This is a genomic window from Nonomuraea composti (genome assembly GCF_012034275.1).
Taxonomy (GTDB): Bacteria; Actinomycetota; Actinomycetes; order Streptosporangiales; family Streptosporangiaceae; genus Nonomuraea; species Nonomuraea composti.
The window spans coordinates 104770-122987 of record NZ_JAATEP010000002.1 but is presented as its reverse complement, the minus strand read 5'-3'; the positions used below and the strand labels follow the sequence as shown (position 1 = coordinate 122987).

General features: G+C 74.8%; 16 protein-coding genes. 5 read left to right on the top strand and 11 right to left on the bottom strand.

The features are described 5' to 3' along the window. Positions 1-58: 58 nt before the first annotated feature. The gene (locus HCN51_RS03395; RefSeq protein WP_168006665.1) at positions 59-673 is read right to left on the bottom strand and encodes a TetR family transcriptional regulator; all 615 of its coding nucleotides are present in this window, start codon (positions 671-673) and stop codon (positions 59-61) included. Between the two features lie 70 nt (positions 674-743). Here HCN51_RS03395 and HCN51_RS03390 point away from each other — a divergent pair, with 70 nt between their 5' ends. The 4 genes from HCN51_RS03390 (at position 744) to HCN51_RS03375 (ending at position 4060) form a co-directional block, all read left to right on the top strand. Next, positions 744-1388: an MSMEG_1061 family FMN-dependent PPOX-type flavoprotein gene (locus tag HCN51_RS03390; RefSeq protein ID WP_168006663.1), complete on the top strand. Its 645-nt coding sequence runs from the start codon at positions 744-746 to the stop codon at positions 1386-1388. A 15-nt stretch (positions 1389-1403) separates the two neighbouring features. Further along, positions 1404-2312: a PDR/VanB family oxidoreductase gene (locus HCN51_RS03385; protein WP_168006661.1), complete on the top strand. Its 909-nt coding sequence runs from the start codon at positions 1404-1406 to the stop codon at positions 2310-2312. A 13-nt stretch (positions 2313-2325) separates the two neighbouring features. Next, complete coding sequence (locus HCN51_RS03380) at positions 2326-3132, top strand: SIP domain-containing protein (RefSeq protein ID WP_168006659.1); 807 nt, start codon at positions 2326-2328, stop codon at positions 3130-3132. 70 nt (positions 3133-3202) lie between these two features. Then, positions 3203-4060, top strand: a complete 858-nt coding sequence (locus HCN51_RS03375; RefSeq protein WP_168006657.1) for an NmrA family NAD(P)-binding protein — start codon at positions 3203-3205, stop codon at positions 4058-4060. A 72-nt stretch (positions 4061-4132) separates the two neighbouring features. Here the strand turns inward: HCN51_RS03375 and HCN51_RS03370 are convergent, their stop codons facing one another. From HCN51_RS03370 to HCN51_RS03360, 3 genes are read right to left on the bottom strand one after another with little or no spacing between them, the layout of a single operon-like run. Then, a complete protein-coding gene (locus HCN51_RS03370) occupies positions 4133-4870 on the bottom strand; it encodes a TetR/AcrR family transcriptional regulator (RefSeq protein ID WP_168006655.1) in 738 nt (245 codons plus the stop codon). 39 nt (positions 4871-4909) lie between these two features. Continuing rightward, entirely contained in the window at positions 4910-5314 is a 405-nt protein-coding gene (locus tag HCN51_RS03365) for a cupin (protein WP_168006653.1), read from the bottom strand. Next, positions 5311-5856 (bottom strand): YbhB/YbcL family Raf kinase inhibitor-like protein, encoded by a 546-nt coding sequence (locus HCN51_RS03360; protein ID WP_168006651.1) that lies wholly within the window; start codon positions 5854-5856, stop codon positions 5311-5313. The genes HCN51_RS03365 and HCN51_RS03360 overlap by 4 nt, the downstream gene beginning before the upstream one ends. 101 nt (positions 5857-5957) lie before the next feature. On the opposite strand from HCN51_RS03360, the gene HCN51_RS03355 reads away from it, so the two are divergent. After that, complete coding sequence (locus HCN51_RS03355; RefSeq protein WP_206066516.1) at positions 5958-6605, top strand: GntR family transcriptional regulator; 648 nt, start codon at positions 5958-5960, stop codon at positions 6603-6605. A gap of 72 nt (positions 6606-6677) precedes the next feature. On the opposite strand, the gene HCN51_RS03350 is transcribed toward HCN51_RS03355, so the two are convergent. The 7 genes from HCN51_RS03350 to HCN51_RS03320 form a co-directional block, all read right to left on the bottom strand. After that, positions 6678-7880, bottom strand: a complete 1203-nt coding sequence (locus HCN51_RS03350; protein WP_168006649.1) for a thiopeptide maturation pyridine synthase — start codon at positions 7878-7880, stop codon at positions 6678-6680. Continuing rightward, positions 7868-9160 (bottom strand): lantibiotic dehydratase C-terminal domain-containing protein, encoded by a 1293-nt coding sequence (locus HCN51_RS03345; protein ID WP_168006646.1) that lies wholly within the window; start codon positions 9158-9160, stop codon positions 7868-7870. The genes HCN51_RS03350 and HCN51_RS03345 overlap by 13 nt, the downstream gene beginning before the upstream one ends. Beyond that, complete coding sequence (locus HCN51_RS03340; protein WP_168006644.1) at positions 9157-12012, bottom strand: lantibiotic dehydratase; 2856 nt, start codon at positions 12010-12012, stop codon at positions 9157-9159. Before HCN51_RS03340 ends, HCN51_RS03345 begins: the two co-directional genes overlap by 4 nt. A gap of 119 nt (positions 12013-12131) precedes the next feature. After that, positions 12132-12311, bottom strand: a complete 180-nt coding sequence (locus tag HCN51_RS03335) for a thiopeptide-type bacteriocin (RefSeq protein ID WP_080037577.1) — start codon at positions 12309-12311, stop codon at positions 12132-12134. A gap of 47 nt (positions 12312-12358) precedes the next feature. Then, entirely contained in the window at positions 12359-14119 is a 1761-nt protein-coding gene (locus tag HCN51_RS03330; RefSeq protein ID WP_168006642.1) for a SagB family peptide dehydrogenase, read from the bottom strand. A gap of 134 nt (positions 14120-14253) precedes the next feature. After that, the gene (locus HCN51_RS03325) at positions 14254-16206 is read right to left on the bottom strand and encodes a TOMM precursor leader peptide-binding protein (protein WP_168006640.1); all 1953 of its coding nucleotides are present in this window, start codon (positions 16204-16206) and stop codon (positions 14254-14256) included. Beyond that, positions 16199-18184: a YcaO-like family protein gene (locus HCN51_RS03320; protein WP_168006638.1), complete on the bottom strand. Its 1986-nt coding sequence runs from the start codon at positions 18182-18184 to the stop codon at positions 16199-16201. Before HCN51_RS03320 ends, HCN51_RS03325 begins: the two co-directional genes overlap by 8 nt. Positions 18185-18218: the final 34 nt, after the last annotated feature.

The window sequence follows — 18218 nt, the reverse complement described above, 5'->3', positions numbered from 1 at the left end:
GCCTGGGCCTGGGCGGTCACTTGAGCCTGGGCGGTCACCTGGGCGTGAGCCCCGCCGTTCAGGCCGTCAGGTAGCGGGTGAACATCGCGACGAGCTCGTCCTCCAGGCGTTGCAGGTCGATGGGCTCGTGCTCGGCCACGACCTGGTGGACGACCAGCTCGATCGTGGCGTTGATGATCCGGGCGGCCGTCTCGAGGTCCGACACCCGCACCTCCGGGTAGCGGCGCAGCAGGTCGCGGGTGTGGGCGTTGCGCTCGTTCTTGAACTGGTAGACGCGCTGCAGCAGCTCTGGGGAGCGCGGCGCCTGCTCGACCATGACGCGCAGCAGCCGCGGGTCCTCCAGGTGGTTGGCGATGGCGGCCTGCACGAACAGGCGCATGAGGCCCTCGGCCGTGCCCGGCAGCTCCCCCGTCTGGCGGCGGGCGGCCTCCTCCTCACCGCTGTCGAGGTGGGCGAGCATCAGCTCCAGCAGGATCGCGTCCTTGTTCGGATAGTACTGATAGAGCGATCCGATCGACACGCCCGCGTACTCGGCGATGCGGTTGGTGGTGCCGGCGGCGTAGCCGTACTCGGTGAAAACCTGAGCAGCCGCCTCCAGGATGCGCCGGCGCGTGAGCTCGGCGCGGACCTGGCGCGGCTGTTTGCGCGGGTGAAGCCGTGGGTCCCTCGACACCGGTGACCTCCTGCGGAAGGGCGAAGAAAGCGAGTAGCGCAAGAACTGAATGATTGCTCATAATGGTGCCATGACCAGGCAAAATGCGCCACTCATCGAGCGGCGGCCGCGCCGGGTGTCCATGGAACAGGTCCGCGACAGGCTCGGCGAGCCCGACGCGATGATCAAGAGCAAGATCCAGGACCACATCGACGAGCACTCCCGCCGCTTCATCGCCCACTCGCCCTTCCTGACGATGGCGACCGCCGACGCGTCCGGCCGGGCCGACTGCTCGCCCCGCGGCGACTACCCCGGCTTCGTGAAGGTTCTCGGCGAGCACCTGCTCGCCATCCCCGACCGGCCCGGCAACCGGATCGCCGACTCCTTCCGCAACCTCGCCGAGAACGACGGGATCGGGCTGCTGTTCTTCGTCCCCGGCTCGCGGGAGACCCTGCGCGTCAACGGCCGCGCGTACGCCACCGACGAGCCCGACGTGCTCGTTCGCATGCAGACCGAGGCGCGGGAGCCGGAGCTGGCCATCGCCGTGGAGGTCGAGGAGGTCTACTTCCACTGCGGCCGGGCGCTCATCCGCTCCCGTCTGTGGGACCCGGCCAGCCAGGCGCTCGCCGACGAGCTGCCGTCGCTCGGCGAGGTGGCGGCCGCGCAGTTCGGGATGGACATCGATCCGCGGCTCCTCGAGGCACGCCTCGAAGAGGGCTACCGGCAGCTGTACTGACAGGGACGGACGACCATGCAGCTCACCATCCTCGACCGCATCGACCGTCCCGCCGAGGACGTCGTCGCCCTCATCCTGCGCGGCGCGCACGGCCCGCTGGCCCCCTGGGAGCCGGGCGCGCACGTCGACCTCGCCCTGCCCAACTGGCTGACCAGGCAGTACTCCCTGTGCGGCGACCCGCGGGACCGCGAGCGCTACCGGATCGCGGTGCGCCACGAACGACTCAGCCGGGGCGGCTCCGACTACATCCACCGCTACCTGCGGCCGGGCCGCACGCTGGAGGTGTCGCTGCCGCGCAACACCTTCCCGCTCGTCCCCGCCCCCTCCTACCTCTTCCTCGCGGGCGGGATCGGCATCACCGCCATCCTGCCGATGCTGCGGGCCGCCGCCGACGCGGGCGCGTCCTGCTCGCTGGTGTACGCGGGGCACACGTACGCGTCCATGCCGTTCGCCGGTGAGCTGCGCGCCGCCTACGGCGACCGGGTGACGGTCGTGGCCACCGGGCACGACGGCCGCCCCGACCTCGCCGCGCTCGCCGCCGGGCTGGATCCGGAGACCGTCGTGTACTGCTGCGGCCCCACCTCCCTGCTGGACGCCTGCGAGGCCGTCTTCCCCGCCGAACGATTGCACGTCGAGCGGTTCCGCCCCCGGCCCAGGACGTTCGGCCCGGACACCGCGTTCGACGTCGTGTGCGCCCGGTCGGGACGGACCGTGCCGGTGCCCGCCGGCGAGTCGCTGCTGAACGCCCTGACCCACGCCGGCCTGCCCGTGCCCGCCGGATGCCGGGAGGGGGTCTGCGGCAGTTGCGAGGTGACCGTCCTGGAGGGCGAGCCCGAGCACCGCGACGACGTGGGCGCCGCGCCGGGCCGCATGTACGCGTGCGTGTCCCGCTCGCGCTCGGCCCGCCTCGTCCTCGACCTCTAAGGAGCGTTTTCCGGTGCTGCCGAAGGTACGCATGCCCGAGTCCCGGCACATGATCACTCTGGAGGTCGTCAGGAACACCCGGCTGAGCCCCCACTTCACCACCGTCACCCTCGGCGGCCCCCAGCTGGAGCGGCTGCGCCCGACGGGCTTCGACCAGACCGTACGGCTGTTCTTCCCCCGCGACGGGCAGCCGGGGCTCACGATGCCGACCCTGTCGAACGAGGCGTGGATGGCGCAGGTGCTCCTGCAGCCGAAGTCGCGCCGCCCGTGGGTGCGCAACTACACGATCCGGCGGGCCCGGCCGGAGGCGAACGAGGTGGACATCGAGTTCGTCCTGCACGGCGACGCGAGCCCGGCCTCGGCGTGGGCGCAGCGGGCCCGTCCCGGCGACCCGGCGGGCATCTTCGACATGGGCATCTCCTACCTGCCGCCGGCCGGCGCCGCCTGGCACCTGCTCGCCGGGGACGAGAGCGCGTTGCCCGCCATCCTGGCGATCCTCGACAGCGCGCCGGCCTCGCTCGTCGCCGAGGTCTTCCTGGAGGTGCCGTCGAGCGCGGACATCCGTACGGACGTGACCGCGCCGGAGGGGGCGCGGATCCACTGGCTGCCCCGGGACGGCTCCGGCGCCATCCCGGGCGCGCTGGCCCTGGAGACCGTCAAGCGGGCCTCTCTGCCCGATGGGCGGTTCTACACGTGGGTCGCCGGCGAGTCCCGCCTGGCGACCGGGCTGCGCCGCCATCTGGTGAACGAGCGGGGCGCGGCCAAGGGAGACGTCGCGTTCTTCGGCTACTGGCGGCACGGCAGGGCGATATCAATGTAACCCTTTTAATGTTTTCATTGATATTTCCAATGGTACTCTTGGGGCGTTTCCAACGCATGGGAGTACGTACATGATCATCGTGACCGGTGCCACCGGACAGCTCGGGCGCCAGATCGTCGAGCGGCTGCTCACCCGCGTTCCCGCCGACCGGATCGGCGTCAGCGTGCGCGACCCCGGCAAGGCGCGGGCGTTCGCCGACCAGGGCGTACGGGTGCGGCGCGGCGACTTCGCCGACCCCGCCACGCTCGCCCACGCCTTCGAGGGCGCCACCCAGGTGCTGGTCGTCTCGATCGACCGGTTCGGCGCCGACGCCGTGGCGCAGCACCGCGCCGCCATCGACGCGGCCGTCACGGCGGGCGCCCGCCGGGTCCTCTACACCAGCCACATGGGCGCGAGCGCCTCCTCGCACTTCCAGGCGTGCCGGGACCACGCCGCCACCGAGGAGGCGCTGCGCGGGTGCGGTGTGCCGTACACCGCGTTGCGCAACGGGTTCTACGCCGCCAGCGCGCTGCGGTTCTTCGACCAGGGCCGGCACGGCGACCAGCTCGCGCTGCCCGCCGACGGGCCGGTGAGCTGGACCTTCCACGAGGACCTGGCCGAGGCGGCCGCCGCCGTCCTGGCCGACGAGGGGCGCTTCGACGGGCCCACTCCCCCGTTCACGGCGGGGCGGGCGTTCACCTTCGACGACCTCGCCCGGGTCGCCGGTGAGGTGACCGGGCGGGCCGTCACCCGGGTCGCCGTGCCCGACGACCGGTTCCAGGGGCAGCTGACGGAGCACGGCGTGCCCGCCGAGTACGCGCGGCACCTCATCGACATCTTCCTGGCCGCGCGCGCCGGGGAGTTCGCCGCCGTCGATCCGGCGCTGGGCACGTTGCTCGGCCGCGAGCCCATCTCCCTGGAGAGCGCCCTGCGCAAGCACCTGATGTGACGGCAGGGCTTACCGGGGCTTACGCCGCGCTCATGGCGGCTTGTGCGGGGCTTGTGCAAGCCCCTGGCCCGGCTATCCGCCGGCGGCCAGGCGGTCGAGCCATTCGCCGAGGAGCCGCTGCTCGGCCTCGCTGAGCACGGTCTGCTGGGGCAGCGCCGCCCTCAGTGCCCGGGCGGCACCCGCGGGGCCCGGCTCCCGGACGGCGGGGCGTTCGGTCGTGACGGCGGTGACCATGGACTCGCGCATGGCGCTCAGCAGGGCCGGGTCGCGACGCTCCTCGGGCAGCGACAGCCAGGTGAGCACCGCGCCGCGGGCCGTGGCGTGGATCAGGGCGGCGGCCAGCCGCTCGTCCACCCGCAGCCGGCCGGCGGCGGCCAGGCGGCGGATCCGCCCGTGGAGGATCTCCATGCCGGTCCTGAACGCGGCCGAGCTCGTGCCGCGCCGGGGCTCGCCGTACATCACCGCGTAGAGCGCCGGGTTGGCCAGCCCGAACTCCACCGCGAGGTCCCACCCCGCCCGCAGATCCTCCACCGGGTCTTCCGGGGTGGGGAAGGCGCGCTTGGCCTCCAGGAACCTGGCGTAGCCGTGCTCGGCCACGGCGTCGAGCAGCCCGTCCATGTCGTCGAAGTGCCGGTAGATCGCGGGGGGTTGCACCCCGGCCGCCGCCGCGACCGCGCGGGTGGTGACCGCCTCGCGCCCCTCGCGCGCCAGGAGGTCGGCCGCGGCCTCGATCACCCGCTGACGGGTCAGCTCCCGCCCGCCGGCGGGCCCCTCCGGGGCGGGGGTGCCCGCCTTCGTTCTCCTGGCCATGAAGGCGATGATACCGGCCTCGCCGTATCGATGTGAGTATCACCGATCCTTCGGGGCGCGGTCAGCGCGTTCCTCCAGCCGCGCGCCGCCCGGCAGGGTGATCGTCATGATCGTGCTGGGGATGTCGAGCTGGATCCGGCGCCACCGGCCGCGCGGGACGATCGCGGCGGTGCCTGCCGTCAGCCTGATCTCCTCCTCCTGACCTCCCGGACGTTCGGGGCGCAGGTAGAGGCGGATCTTGCCGATGATGCAGGAGACGACCTCCTCGGCCTCGGTGATGACCTGCCAGTGGTCGGCGTGCACGTCGGCGCCGGTCTTGGCATGGAACGCCGTCAGCTGCCAGCCGTCACGGCCCGAGTCCACGGGGACCTTTCCGGTGTGGATGCGGCCGCCTTGGCGCAGGTGGATACCGGCGTCGAACAGCTCGATCGGGGTGACCGTCATGCGACTCCAGCGGTCGCGGTCTCGGCGGTGGCCGTCAGGACCCCTCGGGCCAGGAGGTGGCCGGAGATGGTGAAGCCGAGATAGGCGGGGGTGGCGTCGGCCGGGACGCCGATGTGCTCGACGTCGAGGGCGTGCACCACGACGACGTAGCGGTGCGGGCCGTGCCCGGCCGGCGGGGCGGCGCCGATGTAGCGCGGCAGCCGGGCGTCGTTCGGCAGTTGGTACGCGCCGGCGGGGAGGCCGGACCCCGTGTCGTCGCCGGCGCCCTCGGGCAGCTCGGTGACCCCGGCCGGGATGTCGGCCACCGCCCAGTGCCAGAACCCGGAGCCGGTCGGCGCGTCCGGGTCGTACACCGTCACGGCGTAGCTCTTCGTGCCCTCGGGCGCGCCGCTCCACGACAGGTGCGGGGAGACGTCCCCGCCGCCCGGGAGCGCGGCGGACAGCTGCGCGGCGGGCCAGGGCTCGCCGTCGGCCAGCATGGCGCTGGTGACGGTGAAGGAGGGCACCTCGGGAAGGCGGGCGAAGGGGTTGTTCACGCTCATCGTGTCGTTCCTCTACGGATGTGGGGATGCCGCTTCGATCGCGGACACATCGACGATAACACGAATAATCGATTATTTGTCGAATCGTCTATGATGGCGACATGACGCAAATGCTCTCCGAGCGTGTCCACGCCCGCCTCCACGAGGCGATCATGAGAGGCGAGTACGCTCCTGGGGCCGCGCTCAAGCCGCAGGAGCTGGCCCAGCAGCACCAGGTCAGCCTCGCCGTCGTACGCGAAGCCCTGGTGCGGCTGGTCGGCGAGGGCATCGCGGTCCGGCTGCCCAACCGCGGCTTCGCCGTCCCCCACTTCTCCGACCGGCGCTGGCAGGAGATCGCCGAGGCCCGCCGCACGATCGAGCCCGCCATGCTGCGCCTGGCCATCGAGCGCGGCGACCTCGACTGGGAGGCCCGCGTCCGCGCCACCCACCACCGCCTCGCCCGCACCCCCGTGTACGTGCCGGAGGAAGGCGAGTACTACAGCAGCGCGTGGTCGGAGGCACACCGCGTCTTCCACCGCACCCTGCTGGACGGATGCGGCAACCCCGTCCTGCTGGACACGTTCGACCGCTTGTGGACGGCCAGCGAGCTCGCCCGCCGCTGGTCGGCCCAGCGCACGCCGGAGCGGGACGGGCTGGCGGAGCACCGCCGCCTGGAGGAGGTCGCCCTGGCCCGCGACGCCGACACCGCCGCCGAGGTCCTGGCCCGGCACCTGACCCTCACCGCCGCCGGCCTGATCGCCTGCCCCTGACCACCAACTCCTGACACGGCATGACCGTCCGCCCTGAGACGCCCGGCGGCTCGGCTCATGCCCTCGCGGGGATCACGTCACAGGCTGGGTGCCCCCATCGGCCGTCGCTCCGGCCCCGGCCGAGGCGAAGCGGCGCAGCGAGTCCAGCCCCGACAGCCCGTAGACCTCCTCCACCGCGTCCGCCAGCAGGTGGCACGTCCTGAACCGGTCGAGCGGGGTGAGCCCGAGCCGCGTCAGATGCAGATACGTGTAGTTGAGCAGCACCCGGTACCGCCGGAAGGCCGGGCTGCTGAAGATCGCCTCGTGGTAGGCGGGGTTGTCGAAGACGAGGCGTTGCAGCTCGCTCGGCTCACGCTGCGGCGCGCGCGGCTCCCCGGGCCGGGCCGCGAACGCCTCACCCGGCTCGATCGTCGGCTGGACCAGCCGCCCGTCCTCCATCATCGCCGCGATCTCCGGCCGGTAACGCTCCAGCAGCGCCGCCCACTCCCGTACGAACGGCACAGGCGGGGCACCGGCGTCGTCGAGGCAGGCGACGACGTCCCGGACCCGCCGCGTCAGGGCCGCGCGCCGCTCGCGGAACGTGCGCTCGAAGGACGCCCGGGCGGCGCCCGGGTCGGCCGCCCACGTGAGGTACCCCTCCGCGTGCATCCGGAACGACAGGTAGCTGCGGTCGATGCGCTGCGAGGTGTGCGCGATGGTCAGCATGAGACTCAGCGCCAGCCCGGTCTTGCCGTCGCGCCCCGCCCGCACGTGCTCCAGCATGTCGAACAGCAGCGGGTCGGCGTCGGCGTAGAACGCGGCCAGCAGGTCCGCCTCCTCGTCGGTGCCGAGGACGTGCCGGCGGGAGTCGTACGGCGCGTCGCGGATGGAGTTGTCCGGCGGCCAGGGCGTGAGCGGCCCGCGCTCCTGCTCCCGCATGGCGAGCAGGCGGTGCCGGGGCAGGCTCTCGTCCGGGTCGAGCGCGACCGTCGAGGGATGCTCACGCAGGTACCCGCCGACGACCTCGTCCACGCGCGGGCGCACCACCCGCTCCCACACGGCCGGCGCCACCTTGACGTTGATCCGCAGGTGCGGGCCCTGCCTCCAGTGCCGCAGCACGTACGCCGCCGCGACCTCGCCCCGCAGGCCGTCGAGCAGCGGCCGCACGGCGTCCAGCAGCAGGGCGTCCTTGTCGGGCGCGTGGTAGTAGACGTGCACGCAGTGCCAGGCGGGGGTGTCGGGCGCGGGCGAGCACGCCGGGGCCTCGGACGCGGGCGAGCGGGTCAGGGGGACCACCTCCTGGGGTCGGCGAGGCCGGCGACGGCGCGGCCCGCCAGGAACGTCGTGTGCTGCTCGGCTCCGGCACGCAGCCCCAGCCGGTTGTGGAACAGGTGGACGCACCGCATCAGGATCAGCGACACGGTGCGCCGCTCGGGCGGCGCGGCCAGGGCGAGCGGCGCGTGCGGCGAGCCCGAGTCGCGAGGAGCACAGCGGCCCTCGGCGTGCAGGGCGTCGAGGTCGTCGCGCAGGGCACGCAACGACGACGCCCACGCGGCCAGCAACCCGCCGGCGGACTCCGGCGCGTCCCACAGCCTGCGGGTCTGGGCGAGCAACGCCTCCTCGCGCCGCCGCCAGTCCTCCTCCATGGCAGCGGTCACCCCGGAAGGCGCCGCCTCAGCCGCTGTTCCGGAGGGCACCGCCTCGGCCGTCGGTGTGACCGGGTCACGGACGGCCATGACCGGAGGGTGGGTGGCGGGAGGGAGGCCGGGGGTGCGGGTGGCGGTGGCGAGGCGGTGGGCGGCGGAGGGGAGGTCGGGCTCGCAGGCGGCGATCGCCATGGTCAGCGCGGCCAGCCCGATCGCCGTGCGGCGGCCCATGTCCGTGCCGGCGCCCAGCACGTCGAGGGCGAGGCGGCTGGACACGGCGAAGTGGCGTTCGGCGGCGGCCACGCAGGCGGCGTCGCCGTACGCCTCGTACTCGGGCCGGTAGCCGATGAACGCCACCGTGCCGGGCGGGCGCAGCCGCTCGTCGTAGTCGGCGCGGCGCTCGCCCCGGGCCATGGCGGCGGCGAAGGCGCGGTAGGCCGCCGGGTCCACCTCCGGGGACGGGTGGCCGGCGAAATGGGCCGCCGCCCGCTCGCGTACCAGGTCGCGGACGCACTGCTGCCGTGCGGGGTCGGGCACTTCCAGGCGCAGGCGTACGTGCTGGCCGCCCTCCCAGTAGCGCAGGAAGAAGGCGCGGCGGATCGTGCCGTCGGCCACCAGCTCCCGCGTCACCGGGTCCACCACGCCGGTGATCAGCGGGTCGAGGTCGCCGAAGTGGAACAGGTGCGCGCTGACCCACCGGTTCTCGGCGTCCAGCCAGGCGGTGTCCGGGGCGACACCCGACCGGACAGGCGGGACGGCGCCAGGCGCGCCGTCCCGCCGGCGGGGCCGGACACCGTCAGGCGCGACATCCGGCCGGCGAGGCCGGGCACCGTCAGGCGCGACATCCGGCCGGCGAGGCCGGGCATCGGATGCGGCGGCGTCGGGGTGGTGGTTCTCGGCGTCGCTCGGGTGCGTGGGGGCCGCCGTCATGATGCCGGCCTGGTGGAGAGCTGGATGACGTACTCGGTGACGCGGGCGTCGGCGCCGTACCGGGGTGCTTGGGAGGGGTCGGGCAGGGCCTCTTCCAGGACCAGCAGGGCAGCCGGGTCGCGAAGCGTGCGGACGAAGCCGGTCAGCAGCAGGGGGTTGGTGACGTCCACGTACATGGGCTTGCGGTCCTTGCTCAGCAGGCCCGCCAGTAGGCCCTGTCCCAGGTCCACGACCCGGGCGAAGAAGCGGCGCGGCACCCCGTGCCGGGCCAGCCATTCGGCGAGTCTGGGCAGGTAGGCGGCCTCGCTCTCCCCCTTGGCCGGCACCGGGAACGCCCCGGCCCGCAGCCGCCACGCCGCCCGCGCGACCGTCACCCGCCCGATGTCCATGCGGGGCCAGCGCTCCACCGCGCCCTCGGCGGGCGGCTCGCTGCGGGTGCGGAACACCCAGCCGGGCACCATCGCCGTGGACGGCTCCCCGAACACCCGCACCAGGAACTGCAGCCACGGCGGCAACCAGTACTGGGCGGTCATGCCCAGGTGCACGGGCCGCACCGGGCGACCCGCGCGGTCGAGCAGGGTCAGGCGGTCGTGTTCCCGGTCGTAGGCGACGGTGAGCTCCGCAGGCGTGACCGGCGGGAGGTGCGAGTCGGGGGCGGTGAAGGGGTGGTCGAGGGCGACGTCGGCCGTGGCGGGCCGGACGTTGAGCCCGCCGCCGACGAGACCACGGCACTCGGCCACCATGACGTCGCCCTGCGCCGCCCGCAGGTCCGCGACGGGTGGCGCCGCGCCACCGGCCAGCGTGACGAGCCGGTGCAGCCGCGACAGGCCGCGACCGTACCCGGCGGAGACCGAGTTGACGACGGCGCGCACGCCGCTGGGGTCCGGCACGGCCTGGACGTAGCAGCAGATCGAGCCGGGCGCCCGGACGAAGCTCGGCCAATCCTCCGCCAGGGCGGCCAGGCGGGCGGCCGTGAGATCCACCACGGGCACGCGGCCACCGGGTTCCGCGCCGTCCATGCCGCCCGCCGCGTCGGCCGCGCCGTGCCGGATGCCGCCTGTGCCACTCATCGCGCCACCCGTGCCGGGCATCGGGTCGCTCGGGCCGGGCATCGGGTCGCTCAGGCCGGGCATCACGTCGCTCGGGATGGGGCCGGCGCCGAGGCGTTCCCAGAAGCCGCGCCGCAGCTCGGTGAGGCGTCTCAGGCCGGGCGGCGGGTCGGTGTCCGGCAGCGCGCGGGTGCCCGCGACCGGGTCGCGCAGCATGGCGCGCAGCAGCGCGCCGCCCGCGCCCGGCGTGCCGCTGTGGATGTCGCGGTACAGGGCCATGGCGTGGAGGCGGCTGGTGGGGCCGAACCGGTCCAGGAAGTACGCGGTTGCGGCGATCTTGACGGGCAGGTCGGGGTCGAACAGGCCGAGCAGCCCGCGCAACGCGTCGAGGTCGTCGCAGACGCCGCGCCAGGCGGTGGCGTTCAGCCGTCCGGCGACGCCGGGGATGACGGCGCTGTGCCAGAGCAGGTTCTTGTCGGGCAGGGACGGGCCGGGCGGCAGCACCTCCCGCAGCGCCGCCCGGACGATCCCGGCGGTCTCCGGGCCGCCGCCGCACGCCCCAGCGAGCCCGCTGGGTTCGGCTGCGACACCGCTTGGTGTCGCAGCGATGCCACCGGCTGCCGCGGCGATCCCGGCGGGTGCCGCCTCCATCGTCTTCCCGTCGTTACCGGGCTCGGCCTGGAGGGCTTCGGCGGCGCGGGTCACGGCCAGCGTGTACGGGGCGGGGCCGCCGGCCGCCAGCCACGACGCCAGCTCCCCCAAGGGATCGGGCCCTTGCTCGTCGTACGGCGGCACGTATTCCAGGAGCCCCGCCTCGGCCAGGGGTTCGATGCCGGGGGCGGCGGCGAGGGTGGCGTCGGAGTGCCGGCGTACCCATTGAAGGGCCTGCCGGACCTGCGGGGTCGCGGGGACCGAGGACAGGGGTTCGCCGGGCCCGGGGCTGAGGAACCAGATGCGGTCGCCGTCGTCGGCGGCGGACGGGTTGACCCGGAGCCGGGCCCGCTCGCGTACCCGCCGGTGCCGGGTCAGCACCGCCCACAGCGGGCGCAGGACCGCCCGGTCGAGCTCGGCCATGAGCTGCCAGGACGGCTCGCCGCCCGTGCGCACGGCCGGCCCGTCCGTGTCCCACCGGCCGAGCCCGCTGAGGGTGAACGTGGCGTACGGGCTGGTCTTGACGCTGGCCCTGGCCAGGTAGCGGGCCAGCCGCAGCAGCTCCTGACGGTCGGGCGGCCGGTCGGCGGGCCCGGCGAGCCAGGCTTCGAGGCGGCCGGCCAGCACGGCGCTGCCCTGGGCGAGCCCGTGCCGGAACCCGGCGTCGGACACCGCCGCGCGCAGCACCGCCGTCTTCTCGCGCGTCTCCTCCGCCAGTACGTCCGGGAGCGCCGCGCGCAGCTCGTCGGCGCGCCGCCGCAGGGCGGTCCACGCGCCGATCCTGGCGGCCAGGCTCGCGGGCAGGGCGGCCAGCACCTCGGCGGACGCGGCCCGCCCGCTGGGCCGCCGCCCCGCGAACACCGCGCGCCGCAGCGCCACCAGCCCGGCCCGCAGCGGTCCGGCCGCCACGCCGCCGATCACCTCGTGCAGCGGATCCGACAGCTCCGCGCCCTCCCGCCGCAGCCGGGACGTGACGTTGGTCAGCTCGTCCACGAGCCGCCACGTGCGGGTGCACCGCATCCGGTCGAGCCCGGCCACCGGCAGCCCCGCGACGCGGACGGCCAGGACGGGCGACAGTGCATAATCGGGATCAGCGAGCCTTACACGGTCACCGTCCTCCGCGACGGGGACGGCGTGCGCTACCTGGGTCAATGGAACGCGCTCCTCGGAAGGGTTCGTCAGGGGCCGAGGGCGCCCACGGCACGGGCGCCCTCGACCCTGCTCGTCATCCCGGTGGCCGCGACGGGCTCACCGGAGGGCCGACGCCGGCTCTACAGCTCCGGAGCCCAGCAGCTCATGGCCGTCAGGTACGACGAGCAGTAGCCCGGGGAGGACGAGGCGCCGGTCTCGATGGTGCCGTGGCCCTCCGCCACGATGGAGTCGGCCGACACGACGTCGATCGAGTCGATCTCCAGGCCGCGCAGGTCGAGCTTCAGGTTCTCAGCGGACATGTGCATCTCCTTCTGTCTTTTCTTTCGGTACGAAGCCGTCGAACGGGTCACGCTGTCGTCGGGGTGTCCATCACCTCCTGGTGGACGGGGGCGGGGATCGGGCGGGTCACCAGGGGCCCGCCGGTCGGTGGGGTGCCCATCACCAGGAAGGACAGGCTCCTCAAGGGGGTCCGGGCGAGGCCGAGCACGTCGTCGGTGGTCTCGTTCGCGCCGTCGGAGTGGATGCGGGTGGCCAGACCCAGCGCGGTGGCGGCCAGGGCGGCCCTTTGGGTGATCAGGCCGGTCTCCATCTGCTGCATGCGGTACCAGCGGTCGCCGAACGCGGGCGCGCCGGCGACGGGGTCGCCCACGGGGATGAGCACGGCGGCGGCCCCGCGCAGCGCCACCCGGGTGTTGGGCAGCAGGGGGCCGGTGGTCACGGCGTCGATCGAGGTGGCCGACGCGTGCAGCGTGTGGCCGGCCGGGTCGTACCAGTAGGCGCCGCGCGGCAGGCCGTCCACGCGCAGGCACAGCACGCACACGGCCGTCGCGGCCGGCCCCGCGCTGGTGCCGGGCAGGTCGGACGGGTAGCCGGCGCAGGCCGCCGCCAGCACCGCGCCGAGCGCTCCTGCCGGGAGGGGGACCGGGCGGTAGCCGGCGATGGGCGAGGCGCGGCGTGCGACGGCGGCCGTCGGGTGGGGCACGGGCCGGAGGGCTGGGAGGGGGTGGGTCGCTCGTACGGGCGGACGGGGCGGGGCGGGCCGGTCCGATGAGCGGGCGGCTGCGGGAGCGTGCGGGGAGGCGCCGTTCGCGGGGACGGGCGGGGCGGCGGAGGCGAGCGCGCAGGCTCGGTGCAGGGTCGCGGCGAGGCCGTCGGAAGGCATGGCCTGGGGAAGGGGCCTGCTCTCGCTCGCCACCGGCCGCGACATCAGCTCATCAGGCGACGGTGACGGCGACGGCGACGGCGGCCCAGGGGCGCGGGAGGCGGTCGCCTGCGGAGAGGCGGTCGGCTGCGGAGAGGCGGTCGGCTGCGGAGAGGCGGTCGGCTGCGGAGAGGCGGTCGGCTGCGGGGAGGCGGTCGGCTGCGGGGAGGCGGTCGCCTGCGAGGAGGTGGTCGGCTGTGGGGAGGTGGTCGGCTGCTCCTGCGAGGCGGGGGGCGGGGGGGGGGGCGGGGGGGGGGGGTTCGTGGGCGGGAGGGTGAGGGTGAGGGCGGCGAGGGTCGCTTCGCGGGTGCTGTCGAGGCCGAGCAGCCGGTCCACCTGGCCGTCCGCGAACCGCAGGTGCGCCTCGCCGGTCAGCCCCAGCCGCTCCCCCACGGCCAGCGCCTGCGCGATGAGCACCCCGGTCTCCTGGCAGATCAGGCGGTAGCCGAAGTCGCCGTACTTGAACATCGACCGCCAGAACACCGCGGACAGCACGATCACCGCATCCGCCTGAGGGCCGCCCGCGAGCAGGCCGGTCAGCGCCGGGACGTGGTCGCCGCCGCGGACGCGCTCCAGCACGTGGTGCACCGGGTCGTAGTGGTACAGGGCGGCGGGCAGGTGCGGCTCGCGCGCGGCCACGTACGCCTCGATCGGGTAGAGGCCGCCGCCCGATGGTGCGGGCCGGCCGGCGAGCAGCATCGGGGGACGTCCCAGAGGCTCGCCGCCGTCGCCGAGGTGGTGGGACCAGACGATGCGCGTCAGCCCGAGCAGGTCCCGCAGCAGCTCGCCCAGCAGCCCGAGCCCGGACCCTGTCCAGGGGAGGCGGACGCGTTCGGCGGCCGGGTAGCGCTTGTGGCGGGTCGGAGCGGCGGCCCAGTCGATGGTCAGCGGGCCCCGGGTCCGCATGGCGGCCAGGTAGCGGCTCGTCGCCGCGCCGGGCGCCGCACTCGTAGCCGTGCTCGTAGCCGCACTTGTAGCCGTGCTCGTAGCCGTGGTCGTGTGCACGCGGGCTCTGCCTCGCTTCCTTCGGTGGGGGCCGGTCAGGGGAACGGGTGCGGGTACGGGTTCAGGTCCTCGGGGCGCAGGTCGCGTTCGCGGTGGCCGAGGAGCCGGGGCAGGGTCAGCAGCCGGGGCAGGCCGTGCACGCGCCGGTAGCGGTGCCCGAACGTCATGGAGACCGTCCCCGGCACGAGGACCTTCGCCGCGTACATGCCGCACGCCCGCGCCTCGGGCGAGGTGATGTCGACGGCGATCACGTCGAGGCCGGTGGCCAGGTAGCGGCCGGCCAGCTCGGCGACGTCCGCGCAGAGGTCGTCGTGGCGGGGCCAGGCGGCGCGGGCCGTCACCTCGGACAGGGACAACATCGGGCCGTCCAGCGGCAGGAAGCCGAGCCGGCCGAACGCGTCCGGGTGGGCGTAGGTGAGGGGGTGGTGCTCCAGCAGCCGCACCTGGTCGGAGTCGGCCACGAGCCGCGCGGACGTGGCGGGGTCGTAGCGTTCGAGGTGGCTGGCCAGCATCGGGCTCAGGTCCTCAAGAGCGCGGCGCAGCGCCCGCTCCGGGTCGAGGTGCGAAGCGGAGCCGCACAGCGCGTACGGGCGGCCGGGCCCGCCGAGCGCGTCCACGGCCATCACCCAGAACACCGGCACCCGCTGCTCCATCAGCGCCGCGAACGCGTGCACGTCGTAGCCCAGCCGGTCCCGTACCCGCTGGGCGAGCATCGGGATGCGGCGGTCGGCCGCCGAGCCGAGGTCCACGCGCGGGACGGGCAGCCGGGCGTACCAGGTGGCCAGGGCCGCGTCACGCTCGGCCACCTCCAGCAGCCCGTACAGGACGGCCTCGGCCGGGTGGCCGCCCAGGGCGCAGCCGTTGGAGCACTCGTAGGCGAAGCCGAGGTCGTCGCGGGGGCGGGGGCCGAAGAAGGCGTAGCTCTCCGGCACCAGCACCGGCGCGTCCCGGCCGAACGAGTACGCCCACACCCACGTCGTCGGGCGTTCCGGGTCGAACCGGGTGAACAGAAAGCCGGGCTGGTCGTACCAGTCGTCCGGGTAGAGGCCGAGCGTGCGCGGGTCGAGCGCGTGGCCGGCGATGTCGCTGTACGCGGCGCGGACGGTGGTCCGCCGGCTGCGCGGATGGATGCCGGCGATGCGCTCCAGCGCCTCGGCGACGGCAGTCGCCCGGGCGGAGGCGAAGTCGTCGCTGCGGCCGTAACCGTGGTGGCTCTCGTGCTCCGTCCGGGACGGGCTGAGCCGCGCCACCGCCATCGGGCCGCCGCCGCGCTCCTGCGCCACGACCGCCTGGACGATGCCGGTCTCCGCGTCCACGAACAGCCGCTCCAGCTCCGCTCCCCTGCCGGCGATCCCGCCGACCCTGAACGTCCCCGGGTCCGGCTTGGGCGCCGGGCGCGGGACGTACCGTCCGGCATGCGGCCCGTCGTCCGTTCGCGTGCCGCAGTCGGGGCACAGCGGGTCGGGCAGGAACGCGTGCCGGCGCACCGCGCCGGTCGGCAGGCGGACCTTCAGCAGGGCGCCGTCGGTACGCGCGGAGCCGGGGTCGCGGCGCAGCCGGCGCACCTCGTCGGCGACCAGCGCGGCGACCGTCCGCGACACGAGCGGGGTGAGCAGCGTGGTCGGCCGGGAGTCGAGGTCGGCGGCCCACTGGGCGCGCAGGGCGTCGCGGGCCCGCGCGTCCGGGCGGTTGCCGGCCCGCCTGCGCGCCACGCACGTCGGGCAGCCCGGCCTCCCGGGGCGGACGGCGGGGCCGACCAGCGCCCAGCCCGCCTCGACCCGCACCGGCAGCCACGGCACGGCCCGCTCCGCCGCCCGCCTGGCCACCGCCGGGTACGGCCGCATGTCGTCGGCGTCGCTCGCCACCACGATCGCGCCGCCGGCCGGCTCGGCGGCCAGTGCCTGCCTGATCGCCGCGTGCAGGCGCCCTTCGCCCAGGACGGTCACCAGGCCGGGGCCCGCGGCGGGCGCGACGACGGCCTCAGTCATCGAGCAGCACGATTCGGACGACGAACGGCAGCAACCGGGACACCTCCGGATCCGCGTGCGACGGCACCGCCACCGGCACCTTCCCCGCCCGGCGCAACGCCCCGGCCATCGCCCGGACGGCCTGCGCCGGGTCGCCGTCCGGTGGCCACAGGGGGTGGGGTCGTGCGTAGACGTGCTGGCCGGGAGCCCTGGACTGCCGGCGGAGCAGCAGCCGTTCCAAGCCGTCGCGCAGCGCGTCGGGGAGGGTGGCGGCTACGGACACCTGCGCCTCCTGGCGGGGAACCGTCAGGGCGACGGCGGGAACGCCGAGGACGGCGGTGAGATCGTGGATGTCCGGCGTCTCGCCTGCCAGGGCCAGCTGCCGCAGCAACGCCTCCGCCTCCGGCTCGTGCGGGGGGTCGGTCGGCGTGGGGAGCGTTGCCGCCTGCGATGCGTTCGAGAGGTGATCTCTCAGAAGGTCCTCGCAGTGGGCCCGCAGCCCAGCGGCCAACGCCTCCACCCAGCTCAGCCCGGCCCCGGCCCCGACCGGCGCCCGCCCCTCCGCGGCCGGTTGGGCTGGGGGGCTGGGGAGGTGGAGGGCGGTGGCGGGCACGCTGCGTGGCCGGCCGTCCGGCAGGTTCACCCCCCAGACCACCCCCTCCCCGTCGGGGTGGTCCAGGGCCGGCACACCGTACGTGGCCAGGGCGGCGAGCAGGCATCGCAGCCGGGCCGTCCGCTGGTCGGGACCCCAGCCGAACGACTGCCGCGCCGGCGCCCAGCCGGGCAGCACGCCGAACGGGTCGGAGACGACCGCCTGGCACACCGCGACCGGCGATTGCGTGAGGGCTTGCTCGTCGAGCATTCCGAGCACGCCCAGCCGGGAGTCGACCAGCTCGGCGGTGAGGGCGAGCAGCCCGTCCGCCTCGACGGCAGCCATCGCCTTCTCCAGAGGCATCCCAGAGTGGGCAGGCGCCGGCGCGGCTGGGCGCAGGGCTGCCAGTGCCTCCGTCAGCTCTCTGACCGGTTCAAGGGCCACCCGCTGAGGACGGGTGGTGGTGGCGCGCGGGTGGGGCAGGAAGCGGTGCGGGAGGGTGTCGAGCGTGCGCAGGTCCACCCGGACGAGCTCGCGTTCCGGGCCGGTGTCGAGGCCGGTCACGCGGCTGAAGCAGGCGAGCGCCAGGATGGCGGCGACCACCGTGGGCACCGGCCCGGTCAGCAGGTCCTCGTCCGGCGGGGCCGGGGTCGCGGCGGGCAGCCCGGCGAGCCGGTGCCAGCCCGACTCGGCCGCCGTCTCCGAGGGCCGCCCCACCGGCCCGATCCAGACCTCAGCGGGGCCGGCGAGTGCCTGCCCCAGCATGATCCCGGCGGCCTCGCAGGCTCGGGCCGTCGCCACCAGGTCGTCGAGGTCCGCGCTCACCTGGAGCACGATGTCGGCGTGCTCGGCGATGGTCCGCAGGTCGCGGGAGAAGGGCAGCGTACGGATCTCCTGGGCGGGATCGCGTCGGGAGGCATCCGCGACCCGGCGAGCCCGTTCGGTGGCGGGGGTGATCACTGTGACGTGGCGCCAGCCTGAGCCGACGCAGGCCGCCGCCAGCGCCTCCAGCAGCGGCCCCGCCCCCACCAGCGCCAGCCGGGCGTGCCGGATGCGTTCGAAGCGTTCCTCGGGCGAGTCGAGGGCGTAGCCGATGAAGGCGATCTCCTCCGCGTACGCCTCCAGCTCCGCCTCCGTCAGCCCGTGGGGCCGGGGGTGGCGGGCGTCGACCACGAAGCGCTGCTCGGCGAGCTGTCCCACCAGGCGTTCGACCATGGTCCTGCGGTCGGCGGGCAGGCTCGCGGTGAGCTCGGCGAGGGTGTGGTGGCCGGTCAGGGCGGGGGCCAGGCGGGTGAGCCAGGCGTACGCCTGCCGGCCGCGCAGCGTGCACGCACCGTAATCACTGTGGACGTAGGCGCCGTCGGGGCATTCGACGAACCGTACGTCGTGCCTAAGCTGCGGTCTCATCGCCGAATCGGCTTTTGGGAGCGCTCCCATGAGT